Origin of the sequence: Clostridium algoriphilum (genome assembly GCF_020443705.1) — a bacterium.
GTDB lineage: Bacteria > Bacillota > Clostridia > Clostridiales > Clostridiaceae > Clostridium_AD > Clostridium_AD algoriphilum.
The window spans coordinates 1-17802 of sequence record NZ_JAIZZK010000006.1 but is presented as its reverse complement, the minus strand read 5'-3'; the positions used below and the strand labels follow the sequence as shown (position 1 = coordinate 17802).

The 17802-nt window shown below is 30.6% G+C and carries 19 protein-coding genes and 3 pseudogenes; 6 read left to right on the top strand and 16 right to left on the bottom strand.

All coding sequences use genetic code 11. The features are described from left to right. Positions 1-54 precede the first annotated feature (54 nt). A complete protein-coding gene (locus tag LGK95_RS06935; protein ID WP_226123556.1) occupies positions 55-741 on the bottom strand; it encodes a FadR/GntR family transcriptional regulator in 687 nt (228 codons plus the stop codon). Positions 742-988: 247 nt separating this feature from the next. Between LGK95_RS06935 and LGK95_RS06930 the strand changes: the two genes are divergently transcribed. Further along, on the top strand, positions 989-1273 hold the full coding sequence (locus LGK95_RS06930) for a hypothetical protein (RefSeq protein WP_226123555.1): 285 nt from the start codon (positions 989-991) through the stop codon (positions 1271-1273). Between the two features lie 132 nt (positions 1274-1405). Here LGK95_RS06930 and LGK95_RS22645 read toward each other — a convergent pair whose 3' ends face one another. From LGK95_RS22645 to LGK95_RS06910, 4 genes are all read right to left on the bottom strand, one after another. After that, complete coding sequence (locus tag LGK95_RS22645; protein ID WP_226123553.1) at positions 1406-2467, bottom strand: PAS domain-containing sensor histidine kinase; 1062 nt, start codon at positions 2465-2467, stop codon at positions 1406-1408. Then, positions 2461-2727, bottom strand: a complete 267-nt coding sequence (locus LGK95_RS06920) for a hypothetical protein (protein ID WP_226123550.1) — start codon at positions 2725-2727, stop codon at positions 2461-2463. The genes LGK95_RS22645 and LGK95_RS06920 overlap by 7 nt, the downstream gene beginning before the upstream one ends. Further along, positions 2724-3017, bottom strand: coding sequence for a hypothetical protein (locus LGK95_RS06915; protein WP_226123548.1), 294 nt, complete (start codon positions 3015-3017; stop codon positions 2724-2726). The genes LGK95_RS06920 and LGK95_RS06915 overlap by 4 nt, the downstream gene beginning before the upstream one ends. 100 nt (positions 3018-3117) lie before the next feature. Further along, positions 3118-3270 carry a hypothetical protein gene (locus LGK95_RS06910; protein ID WP_226123546.1) on the bottom strand — a complete coding sequence of 51 codons (153 nt, stop codon included), beginning with the start codon at positions 3268-3270 and terminating at the stop codon, positions 3118-3120. Between the two features lie 100 nt (positions 3271-3370). Here LGK95_RS06910 and LGK95_RS06905 point away from each other — a divergent pair. Beyond that, positions 3371-3499, top strand: a pseudogene (locus LGK95_RS06905) (cupin domain-containing protein); the annotation flags it as partial. Between the two features lie 58 nt (positions 3500-3557). Here the strand turns inward: LGK95_RS06905 and LGK95_RS06900 are convergent. Further along, positions 3558-3899, bottom strand: a complete 342-nt coding sequence (locus LGK95_RS06900) for a zinc ribbon domain-containing protein YjdM (protein ID WP_226123544.1) — start codon at positions 3897-3899, stop codon at positions 3558-3560. Between the two features lie 210 nt (positions 3900-4109). On the opposite strand from LGK95_RS06900, the gene LGK95_RS06895 reads away from it, so the two are divergent. Together LGK95_RS06895 and LGK95_RS06890 are read left to right on the top strand one after the other, a co-directional pair. Next, entirely contained in the window at positions 4110-4481 is a 372-nt protein-coding gene (locus tag LGK95_RS06895) for a DUF2812 domain-containing protein (protein WP_226123543.1), read from the top strand. 151 nt (positions 4482-4632) lie between these two features. Continuing rightward, positions 4633-5076, top strand: a complete 444-nt coding sequence (locus tag LGK95_RS06890) for a LapA family protein (RefSeq protein WP_226123541.1) — start codon at positions 4633-4635, stop codon at positions 5074-5076. A gap of 234 nt (positions 5077-5310) precedes the next feature. Here LGK95_RS06890 and LGK95_RS06885 read toward each other — a convergent pair whose 3' ends face one another. Continuing rightward, on the bottom strand, positions 5311-6186 hold the full coding sequence (locus tag LGK95_RS06885) for an alpha-amylase family glycosyl hydrolase (protein ID WP_226123539.1): 876 nt from the start codon (positions 6184-6186) through the stop codon (positions 5311-5313). A gap of 409 nt (positions 6187-6595) precedes the next feature. Between LGK95_RS06885 and LGK95_RS06880 the strand changes: the two genes are divergently transcribed. Both LGK95_RS06880 and LGK95_RS06875 read left to right on the top strand, forming a co-directional pair. Next, a complete protein-coding gene (locus tag LGK95_RS06880; protein WP_226123537.1) occupies positions 6596-7300 on the top strand; it encodes a DUF421 domain-containing protein in 705 nt (234 codons plus the stop codon). A 964-nt stretch (positions 7301-8264) separates the two neighbouring features. Beyond that, entirely contained in the window at positions 8265-8678 is a 414-nt protein-coding gene (locus LGK95_RS06875; protein ID WP_226123535.1) for an AarF/UbiB family protein, read from the top strand. A gap of 284 nt (positions 8679-8962) precedes the next feature. Here the strand turns inward: LGK95_RS06875 and LGK95_RS06870 are convergent. The 9 genes and pseudogenes from LGK95_RS06870 to thiS all read right to left on the bottom strand — a co-directional run. Next, a pseudogene (locus tag LGK95_RS06870) lies at positions 8963-10553 on the bottom strand (GxGYxYP domain-containing protein); the annotation flags it as partial. Between the two features lie 383 nt (positions 10554-10936). Then, on the bottom strand, positions 10937-11806 hold the full coding sequence (locus tag LGK95_RS06865; RefSeq protein WP_226123533.1) for a DUF1002 domain-containing protein: 870 nt from the start codon (positions 11804-11806) through the stop codon (positions 10937-10939). Between the two features lie 778 nt (positions 11807-12584). Then, positions 12585-12659 (bottom strand): annotated as a pseudogene (locus LGK95_RS22800) (HNH endonuclease); the annotation flags it as partial. Positions 12660-12940: 281 nt separating this feature from the next. Next, a complete protein-coding gene (locus LGK95_RS06855) occupies positions 12941-13186 on the bottom strand; it encodes a hypothetical protein (RefSeq protein ID WP_226123531.1) in 246 nt (81 codons plus the stop codon). A 7-nt stretch (positions 13187-13193) separates the two neighbouring features. After that, the gene (locus LGK95_RS06850; protein WP_226123529.1) at positions 13194-13790 is read right to left on the bottom strand and encodes a thiamine phosphate synthase; all 597 of its coding nucleotides are present in this window, start codon (positions 13788-13790) and stop codon (positions 13194-13196) included. Beyond that, positions 13783-14940, bottom strand: a complete 1158-nt coding sequence (thiH, locus tag LGK95_RS06845) for a 2-iminoacetate synthase ThiH (RefSeq protein ID WP_226123527.1) — start codon at positions 14938-14940, stop codon at positions 13783-13785. The genes LGK95_RS06850 and thiH overlap by 8 nt, the downstream gene beginning before the upstream one ends. Before the next feature lie 13 nt (positions 14941-14953). Further along, positions 14954-15730, bottom strand: a complete 777-nt coding sequence (locus LGK95_RS06840) for a thiazole synthase (RefSeq protein ID WP_226123525.1) — start codon at positions 15728-15730, stop codon at positions 14954-14956. A 33-nt stretch (positions 15731-15763) separates the two neighbouring features. Beyond that, entirely contained in the window at positions 15764-16573 is an 810-nt protein-coding gene (gene thiF / locus LGK95_RS06835; protein ID WP_226123523.1) for a thiamine biosynthesis protein ThiF, read from the bottom strand. A 1-nt stretch (position 16574) separates the two neighbouring features. After that, positions 16575-16772: a sulfur carrier protein ThiS gene (gene thiS, locus LGK95_RS06830; protein WP_226123521.1), complete on the bottom strand. Its 198-nt coding sequence runs from the start codon at positions 16770-16772 to the stop codon at positions 16575-16577. Positions 16773-17802: the final 1030 nt, after the last annotated feature.

Sequence of the window (17802 nt, the reverse complement as noted above, 5' to 3'; positions counted from 1 at the left end):
TATATTTTTATTGTATGTTGTATGACGTCTGTTGTCAATGATGTAATGTAAATTCTATACATTATTTATTCCTAGTCCTCGCATCGCACGTAAAATATGAAGTTTCATTGCAGTTTTTGCACCCTCGGCATCTCTAGCTTCTAAAAATCCCATAATAATGTGATGATCATTAAGCGTATCTCGTATTATAGATTTATTTTCTAATGATAAAGTAACCCCTTTATCAATGGCTTTATAAAGTATTGGCATTAATTTATTCATAAACTCATTATGAGTTGCCTTTGCAATCGATTTATGGAAAGCTTGTTCAGCCTCGGTTCGATCAACATTATTTAATATTTTTTCTTCCTCTAATTTACCATAATATAATATTCTGGCGAGTTCCTTATCTGTTGCACGTTTTGCTGCATAAAAAGCGGTTTGAGGTTCAAATATCAATCTCATTTCATACAAATCTTTTATATTCGTTTTAAATGTAGAAAACTCTTCTAATCCAAAATTTCCATCAAGCTTATCATGGTTTGCTACGTATGTACCTTTTCCCCTTTTAATATCAAGTATATTATGGGTAACTAAAATACGAATGCCTTCCCGTAATGTAGTCCTGCTTACTTGCAGCTCCTTTGCTAGCTCATTTTCATTTGGTAGCTTATCCCCAATAACAAACCTTTTGTCTATAGTAATCATTGCGAGGATATCATCAGCAACACTTTGAGATAAATTTTTTTCTTTCCTTGGCATAAGATAACCTCCTTTATTTTTGTATTTACATCATATAATAAAAGATGTTGTTTTACAAGAGAGATGTCCGATGTCTAAAAAACATCTTTAATTTATAGTTAGTGATCCTACCTTTTAGCAAATAATTTATGATTAGTAACGCTTATGACATTTAAGAATATACTAAAATAGAGCTGAAATTATAAATAAGAAGTTTATACTGTCATTTTAATATTAAGAATTAAATTAAAGAGGGGATGTATTCGCTGTGGATAATAATAATCAAGTTCAGACTAATAATAACAATATTCAAAATGGAGATATTAATAATCAAGCAATGACATTAAAGGATTGGATAATTACTTATTTGTTGTTACTGATACCTATTGCAAACATAGTGCTAATGTTTGTTTGGGCGTTTGGACAAGATGTAAATCAGAGTAAAAAAACATTTTTTCAAGCTCAATTAATTATATTAGCGGTCGTATTAGTATTATATATTTTGTTTTTTGGTGCTATCATTGGTGCTATGATGGGCACAGGAAGTTACTAACTCTAATATATTTATAAAAACTACTGCATAACTACTTAATTAATGGTATAAATACTTAGCACACTAAAAGTGTCAATGATAAATAAAACATTGGCACTTTTAGTGTATCTGTAGTTTCTTAGAGAAATTCTATCATATATGAAAGTTTAGCTTTGTAAATACGCCCGATAGTTCAACTTGTAAATCTTCAGTCTTACTTTGGATAGTACTACTAACAAATATATCTTCTTTCATCACTTTTATATTAGGAAGCTCTACTATAAACTTACTTCCTTTCCCAAACTCACTTTCAACATGTACTCTACCCTTATGCATTTCAACAATAGCCTTGACTAAGCTCAGTCCTATGCCTGTACCTTCTGCATTCCTAGATAGCGATTTGTTAACTTGCTTGAATAGATTTAATACTATTCTCACTATCTTTTCTGGGTCACAAGCAATAATTTTTTCCTCTATATCAGTGTCAAAAATTAAACTTAACCCTTTTATATCAGTGTAAGCGGTAACAGAATCCACTATTTCCTCTACAATCTCCACTATATTATTATTTGATAAGTTAAGCTCAAAAAATCCGGCTTCAATCTTTGATAAATCTACTATGTTATTAATAAGTTTTGATAACCTATAGCAATTTTGCATCATTGAGTTAATATATCTAAAAATTGAATCTTTCTGTTCATCTAACGAACCATTTTTACAATACATATTAAATAATTGTATTGTTGAATATATAACATTCAGCGGAGTTTCATCATCTAAAAGGTTTGTAACAATATCTGAAATGTTATTTCCTTTTATCTGAGCAGTTGATTTAATATCCGGTCTCAATGTCTTTACAATATCAAATGCCTTTTGGTTTATTTCCAAAACCAATAAATTTGGACATGATAATCTAATTACAGGTAATTCAAGATTATCTATAAGTCTATCTAAAAATTCATTTCTACTTTTTAGAAATTCTTCTTGCTTGTAATAATCTGTCATATCACGACTTGAAATTACTCCCATAACAAATTTCCCTTCATTATCATAAATAGGTGTTCCACTGATATCAAGATGAACCAGCTTGTTATGTAACCTTGCTGATACCCTCACATTACAAAATTTATCACCTTGCATAACCCTACTAGCGGGGGTGCTTTCAAGTGGAATTTTATCACCTTTATAATAGGAAAAATCAATCTCGTTTACCACTCTTGAAAATCTTCCAAATAACCAAAGGGAGGGGCGAACGTTTCCCTTGAACTTTCATTGAAAAGCTTAACATGTCCTCTATCCTCAACAATAGATATACCATCTGTTACGCTTTCTATAATTGCTTCTAGTTCCATTCTCTGTTCTTCAATTTTTTTAGTTTTACTTATCATCATTTGATTCATTATTTTAAGTTTATCATTTTGTTTTCTAAGTAATAATTCGCGTTCTATTGCGTCAACTACAGTTGTTAATGTCAATAAGAAGAATGGATTGTGAAGAATGGATTGTGGAGTATAACAGCAGTCATTATACATATACTTCCGAGTAGATTAATATCATCTATAAAATGAAATGGCACACCATAGCAAGCACTGTTATGCAACTTTTTATGAAAGTGATTAGTTCCTATTAACTGCACTGGGTGATTTTGTTTTAGTGTTAAACTAACAACATTTGTACCCATCTCATCTTCATCAAACTGAATGCCAGTCTTAATTCCTAATAAAGCCATGGTTGATTTTATTGTTTCATCTCCTAGTGTATCCAATAAATAACCACTTTCATCTGATATAACTATTAATATGGGTGTACCTTCTAATGATTTTAGTATTTTCTCACTAAAAAATCTTACTACCGCTAAGATGTCTTTATAATCTTCTTTCTTTTTTTGAGAGCTTTGATTCCGACATAATATTTTTGGGTGACCTAGTAGGTTTATTAGGATCCCTCCCTAACTCAACACATCTTTTTTTTGACTCTATAATATAAATTGGTTCTTGTTCATGATCTTGTTGCAACATATGTTACATTCCTCCTAGGACACTAAAAATAGCAATTAATTAAATTTTATCATATTTTTCCTTTTGAGACAATAATTAAGTTGCTATTTATATATTTCGAGGTTATTCCCTCGTTGGCTGTATGGTGTCCCCTTGCTTTGACTTTAAAGAATTTGAAATGTTTGAAAGAACTGCTCTTTTAAATAAGTATTCTCAATCTAAAGATGTAATAGATAAACTTACAAATTAAATGTTGCTAAACTTAAAAAAGCTGCTGGAATCAATTGATTCTAGCAGCTTTTTACTATTTATATCTTTTTAACAAATTCGGACTTTAATTCCATAGATCCAAAACCATCAATTTTGCAATCTATATTGTGATCTCCATCAATCAAACGTATATTTTTCACCTTTGTACCTATTTTTATGGATGATGAACTTCCTTTTACTTTAAGGTCTTTAACTATTGTTACAGAATCACCATCATTTAATACATTTCCGTTTGCATCTTTGACAATTATTTTATCTTCAATTTTTTCAGTTTCTAATTCTAGATTCCACTCATGTGCACATTCCGGGCAAACAAAAACACTTCTATCCTCGTAAGTGTATTGTGAATTACATTTTGGGCAATTTGGCAAATCAGCCATAATTTCATTTCCTCCGTTCATTATTGTTAATCTAATATATTCTATATATTATCAGATTACATACTATCATAGTCTTCTAATATTAACAAATTCCACTCCAAACTACCCCGATTTTATTGTAATATTTTTCTCACATTAATTTTAGTTAAATCATCAGCTTTATAACCCGCTCGCAAGTTATTTGAAGCAGATTCAATCCCCAAAACTTTCATGCCACCTGCATCTGCACTTTTTTCACTATATATGGTAATTATAGTAATTTACATTTATAAGTTGTATTATGATTATGAAAAAGAAGAGAACTGGCTTAATGAAATGTCCGCTAATGGAATGACTCTTACAAAATATACGTGGTGTAGATATGTTTTCACTGAAGCACCAAAAAATGAGTATATTTACAGGCTTGAACTTCTACAACATTCACCCTCTCATCCTGAAAGCATTGCATATATTAAGTTTTTAGAGGAAACGGGAGTGGAATGCATTATTGAATATATCATATCATTTTGTATAACCATCCAGTGTTTCCAATCACAACTGTTTTGTTGGATGTTTGCAATAAATAAAAGTATAATTAAGTAACAATTACTCCATATTTTGAAGGTAAATCAGTTACAATATTATGTGATTTCATATATAATTATGGTAATATTTAATGTCACAGTATCATATTAATAATGATAAAAATATGGTATGATTTATTTGAATTATTAAATAAAGGGGGTAATGTCTAATGCGAATCGGTTTTATAATTTCTTTGGTTTTTGCTATTTTAGTAGCCTTATTTGGTATCCAAAATGCTGCAGTAATATCTGTTAATTTCTTTTCCACAAAATTTTACATATCCTTGGCCCTTATAATTTTTGTATCTGCAATTATAGGTGCTATAATAGTAACTTTATTTGGACTTCAAAAGGAATTCAAACTAAGTCGTGGTAATAAACGCCTAACAAAGCAAGCTGATAATTATCAAACTAAGTTTGGAAATTATCAAAATGAAAATTCATCTTTAAAGATTGAAAATGAAACTTTTAAAAGCAAAACAGAGTCCTTACAAATTATAATAGATGCTTTAGAAACTAAAAACAAAACCTTCAATGATGAAATAACTTCATTAAATAATGAAATTGAGAGACTAAATACAATGTCTACAAACGAACCTAATACTTTAAAATAATATCATTACGCAATATTTTCAACTTATGATTATAAAATGAGCATCAGCAGCTATTATTTCTATAGCCACTGGTGCTCATTTAAATATTCTTCCCTTTCTATATTGTCATCCTTTTCCCAATCGGCTGTTATACCAATAATATTCTGTCCCAAAATATAAACTCTTAATCATATCATTCCTATACGATTAAGAGTTGCGAATACTTTAAGATATTTGATTATGCCTAGCAATCTTTTAACCTGCCAAATTAATATTTTTAATTATTTCCATTTTCCATAAATCTGAATATGCCCTGACGTAAAATAATACATTGCTTTCTTTATAATTTTTTAACAGTAACTCCCATTTTAATGTTATCACATTATCATCCATACTTTTAGTAAGTCCCCAGCTTTCCTCGGTATCATGGGACATTACATAAATAACCATCCTGCTCTGATTGGTTGCATTACTGTCAGTTAACACATTGATAAAAGAAGTATACTTATTTAACAAATCTTCACTGGATTCAATACATTCAGCATAGTTGAACATATCTCCAAATTCGCCAAACACCCTTTTCCAAAAGTAACTTCCTTCACTTTCTAATGCAAAATGCTTACCCATGTCGATTCTAAACCCACCAACTCCACAATTCTTTAGCTCTTTTAAAAACTTTATATAAATATTTTGTAACTCTGAATCATTATAATTGAGCATTGGTAACCCAAAAGCACCGTTAACGATTGCATTTCTATTGCCATAATCCACTGTATTTTTTGCGTTAGTCCAAAATTTAGGGTTATCTCGTAGATCCGGGTCTACGGTTTGGCTTGGTATTAGACTTCCACTTTCATCACCCGCTAAATGTCGTAATACAACGTCAACGATGATTTTAATTCCTATCTTATTAGCTTTATAACATAATTCTGTTAAATCTTCCTTTGTGCCACTCCTATTGCCTATTTTAAATGATAGGGGCTGATAGTACGTCCACCATTCATCTCCTTTTTTGCAAGGTTGAATGGGGGTAACCTGTATGGATGTATAGCCACACTCTTTTACTTTAGCTAAAATTCTAGTTATATCTGAAATTTTCCATTGAAAACAATGTAATATTATTTCTCTCATATTATTATGTCCTTTCATTAGTCGTTTATTTTGATAATGTATTTAACCATTTATCTACTTTCCAACCATTTAACCCATTTTTAATTAAAGTATTACTATTACAGTCAAATAATTTTCACATAAATTGGGTTTAAAATAAAGTAGCTCTTGTAGATAATGATGTACCTAACTCCCATTAAATATACATAGAATGATTTTTAAAAAATAAAAAAAACCCCGACTAATTTATTAATTAGTCGAGGGTTTTACTGGTGGAGGTGAAGCACTGTGTGAAATCCACCATTAATTAATACTGCAAGTAACACATATTCATATGTTTAAGTTAATTCACTATTCTTTTAATTTTTTTATTGATTATTGGGTAAAATAATATAAATATTAAATTTTTGGAATAAAGGAGGTATCTTCTATGGATTTTTTACAAGGTCAGGAAACGCTTACCACCATTGAATGGATTCTTCGTGCTATTATTGCTTTTTTCTTTTTGCTAACTGTAGCAAAAATCTTAGGACAGCGTACTATCTCCCAATTAAGGCTTCTTGATTTTGTTATTGCTTTAGTAATTGGAAATATTATTGCCCATCCGTTGTCTGACGAACATCTTGGGTTAAAAGGGTCCATCATTTCAACAATTGTATTAGTTGTCCTATATCTTGGTGGCATATTCAGCATTCTTAAATTTCCATCTTTAAGAAGACTTATTAATAGTTCGCCAATCACAATTGTTCAGGACGGAGAAATCCTTTATAAAGGATTAGAAAAAGCAAGAATATCAATTGATGTATTATTAGAAGAATTACGTGAAGAAAAAATAGATGATGTGAAAAAGGTAGCATTAGCCATTTGGGAAGCTGATGGAAAAATTTCTGTTTTTTTACATCCAAAATACGAACCGATTACTCCTTCATCCTTCCAAATGGAAACAGAACCTTTTGATTTGCCAAGGACGATTATTAAGGAAGGTAAAATTATTTCCAAGGAGCTAATACAAATTCATAGGGATGAAGGCTGGGTTGTTTCTAGTTTACAAAGTTTATATCAAACTGAGGTAAAAAACGTTCTGCTTGGCACCCTTGATAAGAAAGGTAACCTAAAAGTCTTTTTATATAAGTAATCCCTTAAGGCCTAAACATATCCATTTATATATACAGATTAGTTTAAGCCTCTTTGTTTTGAAAAAGCCTCATTTACTTATGGTACGATCCACCTTACAGGTATAGCGTAGACTTTTTAAAGTGTATCTACAGGCATGATAACTTATACATTTTTGATTACATTTAAATTAATTCAATTAAGCTAACTAACTTATTAGACTACTTTGACTATATCTTTCATATGAATCATATCAATATTTGTACTTATTATGCTAAATATACTGGATAAACTTCTTGCACTCTGGCATATTTCGCTCTTTTACAAAGCCTCTGAGCATTGGAAACAAATTCTTTGCCTGTTTTGAGTTAGGTGGATAAATATAGAATTATCACGCTTTCTAGATTACCCTTTATGCTCTCATCACTCTAATCTAACTAATTCAAGGCATAAGAAAACCCTCAACTAAAATTAATTAGTTGAGGGTTTTACTGGTGGAGGCGAAGCACGGTTGGTGAAACCCACTATTTATCTCCCCTATATTTACATCTAAAAAGGTCCATGATTTATAAACTACACCAGCTAGCGATTTGTCGAAATATGGAAGGTGTTGTTCCATACCTCCTAAAGTTCTATTTTCTTTTAATACTGGATACTTCTCAATTATATATTCAGCAAACTCCTTAGTTATCCTTGTTGCTTCACGTACTGTCTTACCTTCAATAGAAAAATTTCAATATTGGAACTATTAATAAATAAAAGTAATATAATGTATAATGTAAAACTCACTGGAACAGATATTTAGTATCTATATATGTTTTTATAATTAAACTAAATTATTATCACTTTACATAAATATAAAGGAGACGATAAAAATTAAAAATATAGATATAAAACATCTACCTTTAGTAGGTGCAGGTTATCATGGCAAAGTTTATAGATTAGATGAAACACGTTGCATAAAAATCTGTAAAAAAACTAAAGATATGCAGCTAGAATATCGTGTACTTAAATATATTGAAGGGTACCCTCAATTTCCTAAAGTATATGAGTGTAAAGGCAGATATATGATTCGTGAATATGTTGATGGTCAAAATATTATAGATTATATTAAAAAATATGGGTTAGACAATAATTTAGCAAGAGAGTTAACAGAACTTATTAAAGTATTTATCAAATTAAATTTCACAAGAATTGATATCAAAATGGGTGAAGTATTTGTAACTAAAAATAATAAAATTAAAATTGTTGACACTACACGTTATTTAGATAAAAAAACATCCTATCTACGCTTAATGTTAAAATCTCTTAAAGATCTTGGATGCAAAAAACAGTATATGAATTTTCTTAAAGTAAACTACCCTGAATTCTATAAATCATGGAGTATTCGAAAAATATAAGACTACATCCTCTGATACAGGCATAAATACTACTTTATTTATTTTTATAATAAAAAGAACTTATTGCTAGTCTATTATGTATTCATATACTCATTTTAAAAAGAAATTCAAGAATGAGCTAGTAAATTATAAATTTTACTAGCTATTCATTTAATATATTATTTGTCTAGCTTAGCATATTTTTATCTTTCCAAATCAGATTACCATCCTTAAATGAATTTTCTTAAATATTTCTGTATTATAATAAAAAATAGGCGATAATATTCACAGATAATTAACTGTTACTAACAGTTAACATTCTTCTTTATAAGTTCCATAAATGTTTCTGGGGTAACTATTGATACTTTAGAATTTTCCTTTAGCTTATTTACAACTTTTTCAATATTACTCAAGCTTTTGCTCCAAGCATGAACATAAACAAAGGTATAACTATTAGAATTATAAATATCTACTTGCCCAGAGTCAATTCGATTATTAATATTTTCCACTAACTCATCTTCAGTTTCAAGCCTATCCCAAAGCAAATCTCTACAGGACACTATAGGTTTATTATTAGACCATATAATTTCTCCGTGATAGTTGTGGTGTCTATGATAATCTAGATAAAACAATCCATGTATATTAGGCTTCCTAGTAAATTTAGCCCAAATCTCCTTGTTATGAAAGGAGGAGTCATCGATAATTGCTACATATTTCTCATCTACTTTTTTCATGTAGTCATTTAATCTATTAATATATATGCCAAGCGTATTCTCATCAAATTTACTTGGGTACATATAACCATTTCCAGATGGTGGTACTATAAAATAATCATTAGAAGCTCCAGTAGCTGCGCTTTCATAATATAATTTAAATACAGTAGGTGCTAGATAATATAGTGATGGGCTTAATGACCAACCTAAATTAAATTTACCTCTATTAGGCGAACCATACCATTTGGAAGAACCATAATTATTTCCAAGGCCCCACTGTTGATTATCTCCATCAGACATAATAAATGTTACAGTATGAATATTTTCTTTATGAGGAATGTTCACTAACGTTTTTTGTTTCATAGGTAATGAGGGAAATGAACTTAATACAGATAAATTATAAGACCAATCTGCACCAGTCATGTTAATACCATATTTTGAAACTGTACTGATATTAATAAATTCATCTGGCCCCCAACCTAAACAAATGGAGTCTTTTTCCATGGATGAAAATATTTTATCTCTAAGAGATGTATCACTTACTTTGTCTTCATAAAATATTAGGGATTTGGTCATTATGGCATAGTCTCTTAATGCCGCAACTTTATCTGGGGATAGTTGAATTATTATTGAATGGTTCAAGCCAGAATTCCATAAATTATTGTAAGCCCATCTTTCATCAGTGCTTCGGCAGTCGCCTTTAATCTTTGTAATACCATGGGATCTTACTTTATCTTCGATATCTTCATCAACTGCAATACAATTATTTAATGAGGCAAGTGAACAAGCATTGTTTATTGAAGGATCTTTTAATAATTTATTATTATAAAGTACATATCCATCAACATTATTTTTAAATATATCTAATAATTCCCATGGATCCGAAATATTTTCGTATGAAATTCCATACCTATCTTTTAAATCATCTAGCCAAATTTGATAATCTGGTTGTAATGAACTAAGTGTATATATTTGAAAATAAGATTGAGTATTAACCAACCCTTGGAGGGTAGCTACCATTGTTCTTTCACAATAAGTCATTGTATCTTGAGAAATAACATATAAGTAAGTAGGCGTTGTAGGATTTTTTATATACTTATCAGTATTGAGAGTTTTTTTGAAACCATTCCATTTAATAAAACTCATTGCTATTTTCTTTACAGTATTTATAGAAATTTTGTATAGGGATTCGTATATTAGAACTTCTATTAATGAATCCATAGTATTGTTGTCTTAAGTTAACAGCTGTTATAGGCAATAATTTCCCTTTATTATTTAATAACATGATATTATAAAAATAATGACACCTGTACATATATATCCTCCACAAAAATATTATACACACTATAGTATGTATAATATTTTTTTTTGATACTATATAAAGGTGCCTCTCTTAAATACAGAAGACATCTCTAATAACCAGTGAACTCTTGTGTCTCAGTAGGGGTGGGGCATTAAACTAAAGAGTAGATTTCAATATGTATAGGCTAGTACCATACCACTTTTCAAGTCTACCTTTTTAATATTATTTCACCCATTAACTTATACCTCCCATGCCCATCTCATTTATGATTTTAAACTATCTGATATTCCTTTGAAGAAATTCCCAATAGAAGCACACACACTTGCGAACCAACCTTTAGTCTTATCACTTTCTAATGTATTTTTCATTGTACTAGCTACACCCTCAAGCTGTCCTTTTACTTTGTTGTAATCCAAGTTTAATTTATTTACATTTGTCATTAATCCAACAATACCACTTACATCATCTTTAGACAGATTGTAATTGTAATTATTCGTTATATTATTTACTATTTTTGTTATACCTGCCTCATTCTTAGGTTTATCTTTTATAACTTCACTCTTTACTTCATTGATTAATCCCGCAGCTTTATCTTGTCCAATTTCTTCACCTAGTTTGCCTGTAACTGCGACCTCTTCATTAGCTGTTTTCTTTGTACTTTCATCTAATTTCTTACCGTCTTTACTATTTTCGAATCCCTTTAGTATGCCAGTCATAGCTGCCGTACCTGATACAGAGAATGGTGCAGAAACTTTAACATTAGCATTCTCAATTCCTGCTGTAATTAGGGCATTCTTTATCATATTAGCATTTACCCAAGTTACATTATTTGTATTCACTACTAAACCACCAGTAGTTGTTGGCTCAATATAGGAACATGATATCGACTTATTACCTAATTGATCTCTAGATACTGTATCTCCTAGATATTTCTTCTCCTCATTAGCTGTAACTTCAACAACACTCGCACTATTCCTATCTACATCAAAATACTTTAACATGTCTTCTTTCTGTTGATTCGTCAAATCATACCCTATAGTAACACTCTTATATGAATCAGCGTATGCATTGTTTATAGGTGTTGCAAACAAACTTGCTGTTAACATTACACCTAAGACTAATTTCTTATTCATTTAACGAGACCTCCTTATTATATTGAGTTTTAGAGTATATTACTTTTATGCCAACAAAGCTATTTTACGATAATAATCCTTTAATTGAAGATTGCAAACTTTGACTCGCTTCCATCTGGTACTGCACCTGTGTAGCCTACGATAAATACATTTTTTGTACTTTGCCATAGATTATCTATTACAGTGACTGTCTCTAGGTTATCTTTTAGGCTGTCTTTAGCTTCTTTATTATGGTCTGCTAAAATAATGCCTGATCTAGTGCTATGGGAAAGTTCTGTTCGTCACGCTTTTGTATCGATATTTGCATCAGCTTTAACGCTATTTAAATTAGTTAAGCACATAGTAAAATCTATTAATGTAGTGGCAACTTCTAAAATTTCTTTGTTCATATTTGTTCCCTCCATATTCCACATTATTTTACTGTTGTGACTTAGATATATTATAACCTAAATTATACTAATTTGGTAAATGGATTTTTTTGTTACTGAATTATATGAACTATAGATACCCAGCAGTTTAGCTTATGTATAAATTTCACCTCATTAAACAATTATTGCCCATTTTATTTCAAATGTTATCTTAGTTTATATTAATTTAATTAAAAATGACTATACAACCATAACTACTGCTCCTATCATATTAGGTAAATCTCCTAAAGGTATAAACTTAACCCCTGGCAAACTTTACATGTATAATGTATTTATCAAAACCACCTTTTGTCTTTTTTATTCTGTCATCTTAATTTAATACCCCTCCGCAATTCCAACAATAATCAAAGTCACAGATATACAGTTCTTCCACCATTATGATTTGTAATATTATGAATTCCGAATTGTACTAATTCCATTTTTCCCGGTACTTGGGTATACTAAGTATCTTTGCATCTTCATTGATTTGAGTATATCTATCAAGACGAAGACAGAAAAAAACCATAATGTGTATCATGGCTCTCGGCATTGCTGGATGCCAGGATTATGATATCGCATTATGGCTTTATAAAGTTTCCTTAAATAATTACCTTATACTACTTAGATTTGCTTTCTTCATATTTATCCATGTTTATAATCATCTTCTACATGTAGCATGTCTCGTAAGAGAAATTAAATAATAAGTAGCGTTTTCTGATTCAATTAATTATTGAAGTGTTTCATAAAAATCTTGCCTAGAATTTAACCAATAATTCTTGTAACTTTCATCAGCAAGTATATCAAGCTCATCTTTGAAGATAAAATCACCTGATGAATCCACATTCACATTAACTAGATAAGGAATATTAGCTTTATCGTTGATAAAAGTAAGAATAACCGTTCTCATTGTAGCTTTATACTTTCCTTGGCAGATTTTATCCATCCAAGTAAAGAGGTCATTTAATGTGCACATTTGTTTTTTATATAAATACCCTAGGACTTTTGCAATTCATTAACCCTGACATAATACAAATACCATCTGCACCTGCATTAATAGCTTTTTGAGCATTTGCAGGCAAAATACCACCAATAGCATAAACAGGAATATTTACCGAACTACAGACTGCTGATAAAAAGCTTAACCCTCTTGGTGGAACGTCTTTTTTACAATCAGTAGCAAATATATGTCCTGCTATAATATAAGTTGCACCTAAATTAATAGCTTCTATTGCTTCATTTACTGAATGAATAGACACTCCAACTTCATTAAATTCTTTGCATACATCCGGCTTAGATTTTAAAACATGTAAAGGCAGATGAATCTTTTTACAATTAAGTTCACTTGCTACTTTATAATAAGTATGTAATATACACTCTATATCATTTTTTTTACATATTTTTAATACCTTAGATGCTAAATCCTTATAATCATTTTCGGACAAATCTTTTTCTCTAAGTACTATACTAACAGACTTAATCACTGTATTTTTTCCATTCAATGTACATATGTCTTGTATCTGTGCTAAAAAGTCATTATTGCAAAGATGACGATTGGTAATTGCCAACATTTTATACATATATATAATCACTCATAACTGATTGAAGACCATGACTCGCAATTACATCAGATATTTCTGATACTGTACGTGGGTCCGAAATCTCAAATTGTTCATCACCTTTAGCCTCTTCTTTATCACTATGACCGCCTATTCCAACTGAAACTCCAGCTGAAATTTTAGTTGCTGCAAGTCCAATTACATTATCACGAAAACCAGCACGTTCACGAGTTGATATAGTAATGTTTGCAAAGGGCAAAAATATTCTATATGCAGTAATTATCTGTAGCAGCTGCTTCTCATGTACATCTTTTGGATTAATTTTATCATTATTAATTATTGGACATAACCTTGGACATGAAAGAGCAATTTCAGCATGTGGATACTTACGTTGAAGAAGGTATGCATGAAGTCCTGTTGCAAAGGCATCCTTGCGAAAATCATCCAATCCGAGCAGTGCAGCAAATCCAACACCTCTCATCCCACCTTTTAATGCTCTTTCCTGTGCGTTAAAACGATAAGGGAAAACACGTTTGTATCCCTCTAAATGTAATGTTTCATATTTATCTGAATTATAAGTTTCCTGGAATACAGTAACAAAATCTGCACCACATTTATGAACATATGCATATTCATCTGAGTTCATTGGATATACTTCAAGACCAACCACCTTAAAATGTTTTCTAGCTATTTTGCAGGCTTCACCAATATAAGAAACATCAGACATGCTACGACTTTCACCAGTAAGAATTAATATTTCTTGTAATCCAGTTTTAGCAATACTTTGCATTTCCTTTTCTATTTCCTCTGCATTAAGTCTTGCACGCTTAATTTTATTATAGCGGTTAAAACCACAATAAATACAATAGTTTTCACAATAATTAGAAATATAAATTGGAGTAAACATATAAACTGAATTACCAAAATGCTTATGTGTTTCTAATTTAGCACGTTTAGCCATGTCCTCAAGAAAAGGTAACGCTGCAGGCGATAATAAAGCTGCAAAGTCTTCAATATCTAATACGTCTTTCTTAAGAGCTATAAGCACATTATGAGCTGTATATTTTTCAGAATCATATACTTCCATTTTTGAGATAACCTGATCCATAACATTAGATTCAATTGCCTCCATACCTTCCATATATTTCATATGATCAACACGTTGTTCCATTTAAATCCCCTCCTTAATCTTTAATAAATCCAGTTAATGGTGATGAAGCCGAAGCACCGTTATAAAGTACACTACCAAGCCCTGAAAGATATGCGCCTCTTCCTGCTTCTATTGCCTTCTTAAAAGCATCAGCCATAGCTGGAATATTACCTGCTGTAGCAATTGCAGTATTAACCATAATAGCTGAGGCTCCCATTTCCATAGCTTCACAAGCCTGAGAAGGTCGTCCAATTCCTGCATCTACAATAATTGGAAGTTCAATTTCATCAATTAAAATTTTAATAAAATCACGTGTACATAATCCTTTGTTTGATCCAATAGGTGCAGCAAGTGGCATAATAGCGGCAGCTCCTGCATTTACCATATCTCTTGCAACGTTTAAATCTGGACACATATAAGGCATTACTATAAATCCTTCTTTTGCAAGAATTTCAGTAGCTTTTAATGTTTCATAATTATCTGGTAACAGATATTTTGAATCACGAATAACTTCTATTTTAATAAAATCTCCACATCCAATCTCGCGTGCTAGACGTGCAATACGAACTGCTTCCTGCGCATTACGAGCCCCTGATGTATTTGGAAGTAATGTAACATTTTTAGGTATATAATCTAAAATATTAGCGCTACTACCCAAATTAGCACGACGTAATGCTAAAGTAATAATCTCAGCACCAGCATTTTCAACAGCTGCATTTATTAGATCAAGTGAATATTTCCCAGATCCTAATATAAATCGTGAATTAAATTCATGTCCACCTATAATAAGTTTGTCAGTATTATTCTCCATGTTTTCTTCTCCTTTATTTTCTCACTGTTAAATTTATATTTCTTCTATTCCGAGTATTAATCTTAGAACCATATTTGACTGATGACCTGCGCAAATAGATACACGTGGAGCCATTAGACCTCGTCCTACCATAGCACCATTTTCCCCATCGCCGCACAAATAAAAATTATCTGCTATTTTTTTTGTAATTATTGTATTACTGCTTTCATACCCTGCCATTCCTGAAGCTGCTACAATTTTCTTTAGTGGATAACATTCAAGAATAGTATTTACAAGCAGAGCCTTAGCTTTGGGATTATCAAAAGCTTCACAAATAATGTCATCATTATTAAATAATTCTTGAACATTTTCTTCAGTAACTAAAGCAGTATCAATAGTTACTTTAATAAATGGATTTATTTCTTCAATTTCATTTTTTAATGATTCTGTTTTATATAGTCCAAGATGTTTAATTTTATATTGCTGACGATTTAAATTGCTGGGTTCTACAATATCAAAATCAATTAAATGTAAATGACCTACTCCTGTTCTTGCTAAACTTACTGCTATATTAGATCCAAGACCTCCAAGACCAGCAACTGCTACTCTGGCAGCTTTAACTTTTTCAAATACATGTGGAGTATGTCTTGCACACATCAAGCTTTCGAATTCATCTTGTGATGGCATTTTACCTTTTTCAATAAAGTTTACTTCATCATTTTCACTAATCTTATAATCATCAGAGGTTTGAAATCCATTTAAAATAGTTATTATATTTTTTTCATAATCATACTGCTTTTTACGCAAATCAAAAAGAGTTAAACAATTAGTTGTTACTGGTTTACCATTAATCTTTATATTCAAATCAGCCGCCTCCTATAAAACTTACAACTTCAATAACATCACCATCAGTTAATATTTTTTCTTCATATTGAGTTTTAGGCACAATAGAACCGTTACATTCAACTGCAACAAAAGAAATTGTATAACCTTCTCGTACTAGATAATCAGATAAACTCAAATTATCCACATTGCTCATTTGATTGCCATTTACGTATATCATAATCCCCTCCTAAAATTTGGATACAGCAAAAAAGGTCACACGAAGACCTACACCCGTGGTGGTGTACCCCTTCGTGTGACCTTAGTCATCACTCTTTAACACATTGTACCAACATAATTATATAATGTCAATATAGTTTTATGCTTCCTCTGCAATACTAAAAAAATAGTTAAGAAATGGTTAAGTCACTTATACCCCTTATTTTTATGATGAGTTAATTCTATAAAATAAAAAATCCCCGACAACACAATTAATATTGTCGAGGATATGCTTGGTGGAAGCGAACCGATACTAACTATATCACTGTCTATTCAAAGAATTGAATTGTATAAGTAACAAGTAATGTTAAATGACTATAACTTGAGAACTTGAGAATTAAACAATTCTAAGATAACCCACACTATAGTTTACTTGAACATGGTTCATTATATTATTACTCTTTTTCTATTTAACTATCGATAACTGGGTATATTTAAAATAAATTTTAAAATTTACATTTTAAATCCTCATCATTTTTATAATAATCAGGACGCTCTTATAACATTTAGGGTTTATCTGGATAAAACAGCTATGGTTGGTCCATACATTTTTGATATCATCTGGGACCGTGTAATCTTTTTTACAAAGAAGAAAAAACTTGAGCATAATAAAAACAATTAATATAGAAAAAATAAAGTTTACCATAGAAAAGAGCACTAAAAACTAGTGCTCTTTTCTATGGTACCCAAGGTAGCCTTTTTCATTATTTTAGAAATGTTCATTGAATAAATTTACTTCATCTTGCGATTTGAAGACTGCCTTTCACTATACCTTTAATTATGCGTAAAAGTACGACCCTCTTAGTAATAAATCCTATTAAAACATAAGTCTGAGGGAACATAAAAAATGCTAAAAATGCACACCCCCTCAATTCAAAATCTGAACTGAACCACTAAAAACGGACATTGCAAAAACACCCCCATTTGTAGGATAATAAAACTATGATTGGGGGTATTGTTATGTCAGCAGTAAAAGGCAAAAAACAGTTTGG

Coding starts and splice junctions, on each gene's coding strand:
- LGK95_RS06935 (WP_226123556.1), bottom strand. CDS start 741: ATGCCAAGGAAAGAAAAAAATTTATCTCAAAGTGTTGCTGATGATATC.
- LGK95_RS06910 (WP_226123546.1), bottom strand. CDS start 3,270: ATGTTGCAACAAGATCATGAACAAGAACCAATTTATATTATAGAGTCA.
- LGK95_RS06900 (WP_226123544.1), bottom strand. CDS start 3,899: ATGGCTGATTTGCCAAATTGCCCAAAATGTAATTCACAATACACTTAC.
- LGK95_RS06895 (WP_226123543.1), top strand. CDS start 4,110: ATGCCACCTGCATCTGCACTTTTTTCACTATATATGGTAATTATAGTA.
- LGK95_RS06890 (WP_226123541.1), top strand. CDS start 4,633: ATGCGAATCGGTTTTATAATTTCTTTGGTTTTTGCTATTTTAGTAGCC.
- LGK95_RS06885 (WP_226123539.1), bottom strand. CDS start 6,186: ATGAGAGAAATAATATTACATTGTTTTCAATGGAAAATTTCAGATATA.
- LGK95_RS06880 (WP_226123537.1), top strand. CDS start 6,596: ATGGATTTTTTACAAGGTCAGGAAACGCTTACCACCATTGAATGGATT.
- LGK95_RS06875 (WP_226123535.1), top strand. CDS start 8,265: ATGCAGCTAGAATATCGTGTACTTAAATATATTGAAGGGTACCCTCAA.
- LGK95_RS06865 (WP_226123533.1), bottom strand. CDS start 11,806: ATGAATAAGAAATTAGTCTTAGGTGTAATGTTAACAGCAAGTTTGTTT.
- LGK95_RS06855 (WP_226123531.1), bottom strand. CDS start 13,186: ATGTGCACATTAAATGACCTCTTTACTTGGATGGATAAAATCTGCCAA.
- LGK95_RS06850 (WP_226123529.1), bottom strand. CDS start 13,790: ATGTATAAAATGTTGGCAATTACCAATCGTCATCTTTGCAATAATGAC.
- thiH (WP_226123527.1), bottom strand. CDS start 14,940: ATGGAACAACGTGTTGATCATATGAAATATATGGAAGGTATGGAGGCA.
- LGK95_RS06840 (WP_226123525.1), bottom strand. CDS start 15,730: ATGGAGAATAATACTGACAAACTTATTATAGGTGGACATGAATTTAAT.
- thiS (WP_226123521.1), bottom strand. CDS start 16,772: ATGATATACGTAAATGGCAATCAAATGAGCAATGTGGATAATTTGAGT.